The 10,948-nt window shown below is 61.5% G+C and carries 8 protein-coding genes and 1 other RNA gene; 2 read left to right on the plus strand and 7 right to left on the minus strand.

The annotated features are described in order from the left end of the window. The first annotated feature begins 273 nt into the window (after positions 1 to 273). Both QP982_RS08930 and QP982_RS08935 read left to right on the plus strand, forming a co-directional pair. Positions 274 to 1,683, plus strand: coding sequence for a MurT ligase domain-containing protein (locus QP982_RS08930; RefSeq protein ID WP_224783813.1), 1,410 nt, complete (start codon positions 274 to 276; stop codon positions 1,681 to 1,683). Continuing rightward, a complete protein-coding gene (locus QP982_RS08935) occupies positions 1,684 to 2,496 on the plus strand; it encodes a type 1 glutamine amidotransferase (protein WP_284870441.1) in 813 nt (270 codons plus the stop codon). It abuts the gene before it with no gap. A gap of 33 nt (positions 2,497 to 2,529) precedes the next feature. Here the strand turns inward: QP982_RS08935 and recR are convergent, their stop codons facing one another. From recR to ffs, 7 genes are all read right to left on the minus strand, one after another. Further along, positions 2,530 to 3,156, minus strand: a complete 627-nt coding sequence (gene recR / locus QP982_RS08940; RefSeq protein ID WP_005511888.1) for a recombination mediator RecR — start codon at positions 3,154 to 3,156, stop codon at positions 2,530 to 2,532. 37 nt (positions 3,157 to 3,193) lie between these two features. Continuing rightward, positions 3,194 to 3,517, minus strand: a complete 324-nt coding sequence (locus tag QP982_RS08945; protein WP_005511884.1) for a YbaB/EbfC family nucleoid-associated protein — start codon at positions 3,515 to 3,517, stop codon at positions 3,194 to 3,196. A gap of 114 nt (positions 3,518 to 3,631) precedes the next feature. After that, positions 3,632 to 6,628 (minus strand): DNA polymerase III subunit gamma and tau, encoded by a 2,997-nt coding sequence (locus QP982_RS08950; RefSeq protein WP_284870442.1) that lies wholly within the window; start codon positions 6,626 to 6,628, stop codon positions 3,632 to 3,634. Between the two features lie 30 nt (positions 6,629 to 6,658). Continuing rightward, positions 6,659 to 7,384: a suppressor of fused domain protein gene (locus QP982_RS08955; RefSeq protein WP_016421871.1), complete on the minus strand. Its 726-nt coding sequence runs from the start codon at positions 7,382 to 7,384 to the stop codon at positions 6,659 to 6,661. Positions 7,385 to 7,418: 34 nt separating this feature from the next. Beyond that, positions 7,419 to 8,690 (minus strand): aspartate aminotransferase type Ic, encoded by a 1,272-nt coding sequence (locus QP982_RS08960; protein WP_172620247.1) that lies wholly within the window; start codon positions 8,688 to 8,690, stop codon positions 7,419 to 7,421. A 125-nt stretch (positions 8,691 to 8,815) separates the two neighbouring features. After that, positions 8,816 to 10,285 carry a SulP family inorganic anion transporter gene (locus QP982_RS08965; RefSeq protein WP_070642832.1) on the minus strand — a complete coding sequence of 490 codons (1,470 nt, stop codon included), beginning with the start codon at positions 10,283 to 10,285 and terminating at the stop codon, positions 8,816 to 8,818. 317 nt (positions 10,286 to 10,602) lie between these two features. After that, positions 10,603 to 10,697: signal recognition particle sRNA small type (ffs, locus tag QP982_RS08970), an RNA gene on the minus strand. Positions 10,698 to 10,948: the final 251 nt, after the last annotated feature.

Raw genomic sequence — 10,948 nt, forward strand, 5'->3', positions numbered from 1 at the left:
CTGCTAGTGGACAGTATAGGGCAACACATGAATCAAAACAATAATTCTTTGATTCAGTGCTTGAATTCGATTCCTCAAATACGCTTTCTCACCTCGGTAATCTCCTTCCTCTCTTCCGCCGCATGACCGCCTAATCCCCGAAGATCAACATGATCGCAATCACCTCAAAGTTCAGATTTCAAGGCTCCGCAGGGAGACCTCCCACAAATCCCATCAGGCCTCACAGGCCTGCTTCTTAGGCCTAGCCCTTTCGTGCGCGTAATATTTACACACATGACAAATGGCACCTCTCCGCAATCGCATTCCGCTGATAGCGCGGATGCCAGCCCGCACGGTACTGCTTCGAGTGGCTCCCGCGACTCGAATAGTTCTCGTGGCCTGCGCGGCACCGGCGCCCGCCTGCGCGCCGGCCTCGCCACATCCGCCGCTCACGCCGCCACCTGGGCCTCCCGGAAGTCCGGTCGCGGCGCGGGTGGCATGATTGGTGGCCTGATTGCGCAGAAGATTGACCCGCGCATTCTGGCTTCCCTCGGCAAGGGACGCCCGGCCGCGATCATCACTGGCACCAACGGCAAGTCCACCACCACCCGTATGTTCGCGGCCGCCATGCGCGCCGCTGGCCACAACGTGGCCACCAACGAGGGCGGCGACAACATGGACGCGGGTATTATCTCCGCGCTGCTCGCCACTCCCGATGCGGACAGCCTGGTCCTGGAGGTCGATGAGCTGCACGTCCCGCACATCGCAGAGGACCTGAAACCGCAGGTCCTGGTGCTGCTGAACCTTTCCCGCGACCAGCTCGACCGCGTCGGCGAGATCAACAAGATTGAGGCCACACTCCGCGCTGCGGTGGACGCTAACCCGCAGGCGACGGTCATCGCCAACTGCGACGACCCACTCATCGCGTCGGCTGCGTGGGATGCCAAGAAGGTTATTTGGGTCTCCGCGGGCGGTGGCTGGACCAACGATGCCACCTCTTCCCCGCGCACCGGCGGCCCCATCATCCAGGACGGCCACAACTGGTACGCCGTGAAGCCACTCCCGGACGGCTCGGAGTTCAAGCGGCCAGAGCCGGACTACCGCATCACTGCGGAGGGAGTCATCACGCCTGCTGGCGACACCCTGCCAATGAACCTCACGCTGCCGGGCAACGCCAATCGCGGCAACGCCACCTTGGCGATTGCGGGCGCTGTCGATATGGGCGCGGACCTGGAGAAATCCCTCCGGGCCACCGAGACCGTCGACAACGTTGCGGGCCGCTACTCCACCATGGTTGTGAGAGATGACAAAGGCGCCGAGAAGCACGTGCGCATGCTGCTGGCCAAGAACCCAGCCGGCTGGCAAGAGGCGCTGTCCATGGTCGATCGCACTGCGGATGCAGTGGTCATCGCGGTCAACGGTCACGTCGCCGACGGCGAGGACCTGTCCTGGCTATGGGATGTCCGCTTCGAAGACTTCGACGGCATGGATGTGTTATCCGCGGGCGAACGCGGAACTGACCTCGCGGTGCGGTTGCTGTATGCGGGCATTGATGCGAGGTTGGTCGCAAATCCGCTGCAGGCGATCCGGTCGTGTGAGGCGCGGGGGTCGTCGTCAAGCGTTACCCGAGTTGAGGTGCTGGCGAACTACACCGCCTTCCGCGATTTGAAGCGCGACATCGAACGAGCACAGGAGGAAAAGTAAATGAGCGAGCTGTCTATCGGCCTGATCCTCCCGGACGTGCTGGGCACCTACGGCGATGACGGAAATGCGCTGGTGCTGCGGCAACGCGCGCGGATGCGTGGGATTGACGCCGAGATTGTCCCGATCAAGCTGGGCGATGCCGTCCCCACCGACCTGGATATCTACACCGTCGGCGGCGGCGAGGACGTCGCACAAACCATCGCGGTGGAGCATCTGATCAATGACGGCGGCATCAAAAAGGCAGCCGAGGCCGGGAAGCAGGTCCTCGCGATTTGCGCGGGCTTCCAGATCTTCGGCAATTCCTTCCGCGCGGGCGGACGCGACGTCGCAGGTCTCGGCCTTGTCGATTGCACCACCGATTCGCTGGAGTCGCGCGCGATCGGCGAAATCTGCACGCTCGTCGATCCCACGAACGGTTTGCTTGACGACGTCGACGCCAGCCCACTGACTGGCTTCGAAAACCACATGGGTCGCACGACCCTGGGTGCCGATGCGAAGCCGCTTGGTCGGGTTGTCCGTGGCGTGGGCAATACCGGCCCGGAAGTGGAGCAGGCGGACTCCGGGATTGCTCCGGGAGTGGATGTTTCTGCACTCACACCGACCGGTGGCGCCGAAGGCGCGGTGCAGGGTTCGATTATCTGTACCTACCTGCACGGACCTGTGTTGGCTCGCAATCCGCAGCTGGCTGATCTTTTGCTGGCCCGCGCTACCAACCAGGACCTGTCGAGCCTGGCTCCGCTAGAACTCGAGGTTGTGGATAAGCTGCGCGAAGAACGCATCCTGTCCAAGCCGCGTCCGAAGAGCGAGCGCTAGTTTTGTAGTTTCGCGCGCGGCCGGTTGGCGAGCCTAGACCTTCAGCCGGCCCGTCAGCGCGCGGGACAGGGTGAGTTCATCGACGAACTCCAAGTCACCACCGAGCGGCATGCCGGAGGCCAACCGAGTGACCTCGAGATCCGGGAAGTCCCGCAGCAGCCGGGCCAAATAGGTCGCGGTTGCTTCGCCCTCGGTGTTGGGGTCAGTCGCGATGATGACCTCGTGGATTTCTGGGGGTTGGGTCTCGTCGACGTCGTCAAGCACGCCTGCGATGCGTTGCAGCAGCGTGCGGATATTGAGCTCGTTCGGACCGATGCCGCCGAGCGGATCGAGCGCCCCGCCGAGCACGTGGTAGCGACCGTTGTACTCCCCCGTGCGCTCGATGGCCTGGATATCGCGCGCCTCTTCAACGACGCACACCAAACCGCGGTCGCGGCGTGTGTCCGAGCAGTACTGGCACACATCAGTTTCCGAAATATTGCCGCAGACCCGGCAGAATTGCACACCCTCGCGCACCCGACCCAGCGCGGATTGGAGCCGGCCGATGTCCTCCGGCTCCGCCTTCATCAGGTAGAAAGCGATACGCTGAGCTGACTTCGGGCCGATGCCCGGCAGGCGCGAGAACTCATCAATGAGATCTTGGAGTGGTCCTTCGAACAATGATAATTACCTACAAATACTGGTCTGAAAAGCTAATTTAGAAACCGAGGCCACCGAGACCGTCGAAGCCCTGGGACAGCGGGCCCATCTTCTGCTCCGCCAGCGACTGCACCTTAGCGGTAGCGTCCTGGAAAGCAGCGAGAACCAGGTCCTGCAGCCCGTCGACGTCCTCCGGGTCAACGACCTTCGGATCAATGGCGATGTCCGTGACCTCGCCCGAGCCCTGCATAGTCACCTTGACCAGACCGCCGCCGGCCTCACCGACGATGGTGGAAGCGACGATCTCCTGCTGTGCTGCCTGCAGCTGCGCCTGCATCTGCTGTGCCTGCTGCAGAATTGCGTTCATATCTGGCTGAGTCATAATTAATGTTCCTAACTATTGTGATCTTTACGTGCTGATTTGTAGTTACGCGCACGCTTCTAAGGCTCATCGCCCATGCTTTACGACGCGCATCGCCGCCCCATTCTAACGGCTCTAGCGGTCTTCCAGCGGTTTGGCTCCCAGCTCCTTTTCCAGCATCTCCATGACCACGTCCTTTAGCGAGCGGTGATCGAGAGACCCGACCTCGTTCGCGGCCTCGAAATACTCGGAGGTGTCCTCTTCGTAGTTATTGTCCTGCGGGGTTTGGAGAACCGGATTGTAGTTGGTGTTGGCGTTGGAGTTGTAGTTGGACGGGTTGCGCGAACCGTAGCTCTCTGCGCCCTCTGCTCCCTCTGGTGGAGCGAACTCCTCCATCGGCTCTGGTGGCAGTGGGACGCCGCCGAAGCCCGAATCTTGATTGGCTTGGGCCTGAGCATTTGCTTGAGCGTTTGCTTGTGCCGCGCGCAGGAATGACTGCGGCTGGTTTGGCTGCTGCGGCTGTTGCTGGGCCGGGTTCGGGTTCGGTTGAGCTGGCTGGCTTGGCTGACGTGACTGATGTGGCTGAGCCGGCTGGTCGTGGCCTGCCTGCTGTCCCATCGCAGCACGCTTGGCGGCTTCGATTTTGGCACGGCGCTCAACAACGGATGCGTATGTCGATGACCGCTGCGGGCGCGGTGCTGGCTCTGACTGAGTCTGCTGTTCCTGCTGTACCTGCTGCTCAGATGTCTCTGGTTGCGCTGGTGCTGCGGGTGTCGGTGCAGGGGCGGTGTCGTTCGGCGAGGACGAACCTCTTGACGACGAATCATCCTCCCCGGAACCACCACCAGTGGCTGTTGAACGCGGTGCGCGCGGGCGCGTACCGACGACACAGTGCACCTGGCCATTGAAGCCCGTCACCTGCTTCACGGCAGTGGATAGTGCCTGAGCGTAATCAGGCGTATTGAGCCTGGTAGCGAGCGCTCCTGTGCTGTGTCCAATGACGAGCGTATCTTTTTCGACATCGAGCGGTACCGCCTGCTCGGCCAACACGCGAATGGGGAACGCATGCTGTCCGTCGACAGCCGCAAGGATGTCCTGCCAATGCTCGCGGATTTGCTCGATACCGGCGGGTGCAGGTTCGGGCTCCGGCTGTGGTGTTGGTTCCGGTTGCGGTGCTTGCTCTGGTGCTTGCTGAACCTGCGGTTCCGGCTGCGATTCTGGTGCCTGAGTAGTCTGCGTTGGCTGCTCAGGCTGGACTGGTTGCTCGGGCTGGGCGGCCTGAGTTGGCCGTGTCGACTCGGCTGATTGAGCTGGCTGTGGGGCCTGAGTTGGCTGCTCAGAGTGGGTTGGCGAGGCAGAGACAACTGGCTCCTCCTCGACAATCGACATCGAGCCGCCTTCCCCCTCACGCTCGCGGGTTTGCTGCTCACGCTCCTGCGCAAGCTGCGCCCGAGTCTGCTGCTCGCTGATGCGGGCATGCTCCGCCATCTTCCGACGGAACTCACGAATCTTCTCCGCCTGTGCTTCTTCCTCGGACATCGGCTGCTCAGCCGGTTCAGGCTGCTGCGGTTGTTCGGCCTGCTGAGACTGTTCAACTGATTCGGCCGGCGTAGCCTGCGTAGGCTGTTCAGCGGGCGCAGTAGGTGTTTCTGGTGCAGGCTGCGGCTCAGTTACCGACTCCTGCGACACCGGTGCCGCTGGTGCAGACTGCTGCTGAGCAGGTTCCGGCTGGGACTGAGGCTGCGACGATGCCTGCGCGGGCGCCGCCTGCCCAGCACGACTGCCCTGGGCCTGCGCCCCCTTCTTACGCTGGGCATTCCGCTGGCGCCACGCCTCACGAGCCGACTGGCCAGACTGCATCGGCGAAGCATCGGCCTCAGCCGCACCCGACCCCGACCCCGCGGCGGAAGACGCCGGTGCCGCTGCGGGGGTTGCGGCCCCCGAGCCGTCGGCAAGCGCGGGCCTGCCGTGCTCCAACGCCTCTACGCGTTGCAGCAGCGACTCCACGGAGTCTTCGGTGGCGGGCAGGAGCATGCGCGCGCACAGGACCTCGAGAAGCAGGCGCGGCGAAGTCACGCCGCGGAAGTGACGCAGGCCGTCAGAGAGCACCTGCGTGAAGCGCGTCAGGGTAGCCGGGGGAATTGTCCCGGCCTGCTCCAGGACACCGTCGATTTGGCTCTCCGGAATCTCCACCAAGCCCTGCTCCAGCGCATTCGGCACTGCGGACAGCACCAGCAAATCACGCACCCGGCCAAGCAGATCCGAGGCAAACCGAGCCGGATCCTGGCCCGACATAATCACACGCCCGACCACGCTAAACATGGCCGCGCGATCGCCTGCCGCCAGCGCCTCAATCGCATCCGTGATGATCACGCTGTCAGTGACACCGAGAATGGCCGCAGAAGTTTCATAATCCACACCATCGGTGCCGGAACCGGCAATGAGCTGATCCATAACCGACAGCGAGTCACGCGGCGAACCGCCACCGGCCTGGATGACCAGCGGATACACGTCCGGCTCTACCCGCACACCCTCGGCCGTGACCACACGCTCAAGCAGCCCGCGCATATCCGGCGGAGTCAACAACCGGAACGGGTAGTGGTGCGTACGCGAACGAATCGTTGGCAGCACACGCTCCGGCTCCGTGGTCGCAAAAATGAAGATGAGATGCTCCGGCGGCTCCTCCACAATCTTCAACAGCGCATTGAAACCCGAGGCGGTAATCATATGCGCCTCGTCAATAATGAAGATGCGGTAGCGCGACTCCGCCGGCTGGAAGATAGCCTTTTCCCGCAGCTCACGCATATCTTCCACACCGTTGTGGGAAGCCGCGTCCAGCTCAATAACGTCCAAATTGCCCGGACCGCCCGGCGCTAGCGCACGACACGACGCACACTGGCCACACGGTGTGGCCGTCGGCCCCTCCGCACAGTTCAAACTGCGCGCCATAATGCGCGCCGACGAGGTCTTGCCACAGCCACGCGGCCCGGAGAACAAATACGCATGGTTAATGCGGTTGGGACGCCCCTGCGCATCCCGAGATTCCAACGCCGCCGACAGCGGGTCAGTTACGTGCCGCTGCCCCACCACTTCGGCGAACGATGCCGGACGATACTTCCTATACAGAGCCACGTGCTCAGCCTACCTTCCACCCCGGATCGGCTAGTTCGAACCCTCCTGGGAAACAACCGACTCACGGCACCAATCCCGCAGGTCAGCATCTACTTCGGCCAACTTCTGCATCAGCGCCTGCGGCCCCTGCTGCTCATAAAACACCAGCTCCGCATCCGTAATTGGCACCAGTTGCGTCATCGTGGTCATGCGTCCCTGCGGGGACTCCACATCACCCTCATGCAGGCTGATCTTGCCCGGCATCTCGGACACATTGGGCACCCCGTCGCTCCACACGTACGGCACCGTGCACAGCACGTGCGCCACGGTAAAGGCAGTGCTTGACGACGACTCCCCTACCTCGGCCACCTGATCGGCCGCCAGCCGCACCGCATTCGGAATGACACGGCCCGGAATTGGCGACAGGAACTCCGGCTCTTCCTCCACCAGCGCTCCCGCGGCCGCGACCATGGTGGCCACGGGAAAATCAGCGTATGCGACGGAGAAGAGCTCCACGCGGATATCCGTCTTTGCTGCGCCGGTCAGGCCACAGTAGTTGCGGCCCAACTCCACGGTGGCGGCTGCCGTTTCCGGACGACGCTCGTTCGCTTGGCCGTCCGGCCCGTCGTAAAGCGAGAACTCAGCGACCCGAAGCGGAGCCGAATCGTGTTCCTGCCCGTGCCGACCACTGGCCGGCAGCTCCGTCACATACTCGCCGACCTGGGGTTCTCCGGGGAAAAGCCCGGAGATCCAAAACTTCGTCTCTTCGAAGTTCATATAGTCCTATCCCGACCTACCTGGCTTACTTGGCCTACGCAGTCGCCTTCTCAGCGGCGGCGAGCAGCACACAGGTAGCGACGCCATCCATAGCAACCTCGAGCTCCTCCATCGGAGGCAGCGACGGTGCCAGGCGGATATTGCGATCATTCGGATCCTGCTTCAGCGGGAAGGAAGAACCAGAACCGGTCAGCGCAATGCCGGCCTCCTTAGCCAGCTCCACCACGCGACGAGCAGTGCCATCAACCACGTCGAGGTTGATGAAGTAACCGCCGGTCGGCTTCGACCACTCTGCCACGCCGTACTCCGTCAGGCGCTCATCCAGAATCTGCAGAACCTTCTCAAACTTCGGAGCCAGCGAACCGGCATGACGGCGCATCTGCTCACGCACGCCCTCCGCGTCACCGAAGAACTTGGCATGAGCCAGCTGGTTGACCTTGTTCGGGCCAATGCCGCGGATACCAGCGTGCTTGAGGTAATCCTCCAAGTTGGCGTCCGAAGAAGCGTAGAAAGCAACGCCAGCACCAGCGAAGGTGATCTTCGAAGTCGAGCCGAAAGCCCACACGCGGTTCGGGTTACCGGCCTCTTCCGCCCACTTAATGACGTTGTGAACCTCCGGGAACTCATCCGTCAGCGTGTGAACCATGTAGGCGTTATCCCACATCAGACGGAAATCCGGAGCGGCAGTCTCCATTTCAACCAGACGGCGGCAGACCTCAGCGCTGTAGGTCACGCCCGTCGGGTTGGAGAACATCGGGACATTCCACATGCCCTTAATCTGCGGATCGGAGGCAACCAGCTTCTCCACGACATCCATATCCGGACCGTCTTCGTTCAACGGCACCTGGATCATCTCAATGCCGAAGTGCTGCGTAATGGAAAAGTGCCGGTCATACCCCGGAACCGGGCACAGCCACTTCAGCACCGGCTCCTCGTTCCACGGGCGCTCCGAGTCCACATTGCCGAACTGCATGGCCCACGAAATCAGGTCAAACTGGATGTTCAGGCTGGAAGCATCCTGCGCCAGGACGTTTTCCACCGGCAGATCCAGCAGTTCCGCCCAGATAGCGCGGATATCAGTAATGCCTTTGGCGTTGCCGTAATTGCGGACGTCCTCCCCAGAAGCCGAAATGTAATCCGGCGCTGGGAGACCCAGCAGGGCGTTTGCGAAATCAAGCTGCTCCGACGACGGCTTACCACGAGTCAAATTCAGTGCGAGATTACGGGACTTCAGTTCCTCATATGCCTTCGCAAACTCATCCTTGTGTGCCGCCAACTGCTGAACATCGAAGGAATCCACGGCCATGGTGTACGCACCCTCCCAGGTATCGGACATAAGTTAAGACCTGACAAAACTGGCACGGAAAACTTTTTCCCCGCGCCGCATCCGGCTTTGCAACCAAGTGTAAGGCATACCCCGGATTGGGATTTCTACAACTTCCCCGACAGCGCATCCAGACGCTGCTTACTCGGCCCCTCCAAGCCGATAATCTCTACCTCTTTGCCCCGGTCAGCAAACTTGACCCTCACGGAATCTAACGCCGCCACCGTGGAGGCATCCCAAATCTCAGCCTCCGACATATCGATGACAATCCGCTGCGCAGGATCGGTGTAGTCGAATTGGTACACCAGGTCGTTACTGGAGGCGAAGAACAACTGACCCCGCACCTTGTACGTCCGGGAGTGGGCGCTGGGATCGTCGTCAAGCACTTCAATCCTGACCAGGTGAGCGACACGGCGCGCGAACATCAGCGACGCCACGACCACACCCAAAATCACCCCGATGGCGAGGTTATCCGTCGCCAGCGTGGCGATGACCGTCACCAGCATCACCGCCGTCTCCGAACGCGGCATCAGGCGCAACGTCCGCGGGGAAATCGAGCGCCAATCGACCGTGTCCACCGACACCACGACCATCACCGCAACCAGCGCCGCCATCGGAATCACTCCAACTGCAGAACTGAGCAGAAGGACCAGAATGAGCAGGAAGACACCGGAAAAGAGCGTCGTCAAGCGAGTGCGTCCCGACGATTCCTTCACACCCACCATCGTCTGACCAATCATCGCGCAGCCAGCGATACCGCCGAAGAAACCGCCCGCGATGTTCGCCACACCCAGCCCCCACGTCTCGCGGGTCTTGTCCGAATGCGTGTCGGTGATGTCGTCCACGAGCTTCGCCGTCATCAGCGATTCCATGATGCCGACAATCGCCACGCCCACCGAATACGGCGCAATCAGCTGCAGAGTCTCCCAGGTCAGGGGCACATTCGGGATCAGCAGCTGCGGGAGGGATTCCGGGAGCTCGCCCATATCGCTCACGTTCGGCACGCGCCAATCCGCCACCACCGCAACAAGCGTGACGACGAGCACAGTCACCAGCGGAGCCGGAATCGCGGTGAACACGCGGGGCAGGAACACCATAATCGCAATGCCCAGAGCGACCAGCGGATACACCAACCACGGCACATCGATGAGATGCTCCAGCTGTGCGGTGAAAATGAGGATACCCAGCGCGTTGACAAAGCCAATCATGACCGCGCGCGGAATGAAACGCTGCAGCTTAGCGATACCCAGCGCCGCAAAAGCAATCTGCAACACACCCGCGAGCAGCACCGTTGGAATGAGGTAATCCATCCCGTACGTCCGCGACAACGGCGCGACGACGAGCGCAACCGAACCAGCGGCAGCAGTAATCATGGCCGGGCGACCACCCGTAAAGGCAATCACGATGGCCATAATCACCGAGCTAAACAGCCCCACCGCCGGGTCCACGCCCGCCAAGATGGAAAACGAAATGACCTCGGGGATCAGCGCGAACGACACCGCAGCACCGGCCAGCAGCTCGGTGCGCAGGCGCTTCGGTGAAGAAACTGCGAACCGGAAGGAGTCCCACACGCCCATTGGGGCTGGGGTTTCTCGGGTTTCGGGTGGTTCTGGTGTTTCTAGCGGTTCTCGTGTTGTCTGTGGTGGTACTCGCGTGTCGTCTGCATCGCTCATGCACAGTATTCTTCCAGACCAGCGAACGCGACCACTTGTGGCCAAGGTATTCACCTATCGATGCGCTGCAGCGTGGCCATAAGTGAATAGCTCATCGATAGGTGAAATGGCCTGGCCAATATCGCGGGGATAAGTGCCGAAAAAACATCGATAGGTCACAGGAAACCGCCGATAAGTGCCCGAAACCTAGCCATAAGTGCCAGAAGAACGCCGGGGATAAAAAAAGGGGACCCCACGCACCCGTCAGAGCTCGCTGACCCTTGCTGCATTCCTGCCCTGGGGGAGTTCACGAGATGGACGCCACATGGGATCCGTGAAGACAGCCTACTACAGGCCCACGCAAAAAGTCACACTGCTAGCGCTCGCCGCACCGTTCAGCGAAGAACTGCCACACTAATCAGCGCACTGCCACCACGGATTCGTCACCAGTTTCGTGACAGCATTCATGACAGTTCCCCGCCTCCCCGCAGCCCCCGGCATACACTGCAAATCCGGGTTAAGTGACAAAAAGTGTGTCTGATTTTCAGCCTATTTGCTGGTCAGGCCGCATAAAACGGGCTTATATAA

The sequence above is a fragment of the Corynebacterium sp. MSK019 genome (assembly GCF_030232425.1).
Lineage (GTDB): Bacteria > Actinomycetota > Actinomycetes > Mycobacteriales > Mycobacteriaceae > Corynebacterium > Corynebacterium jeikeium_D.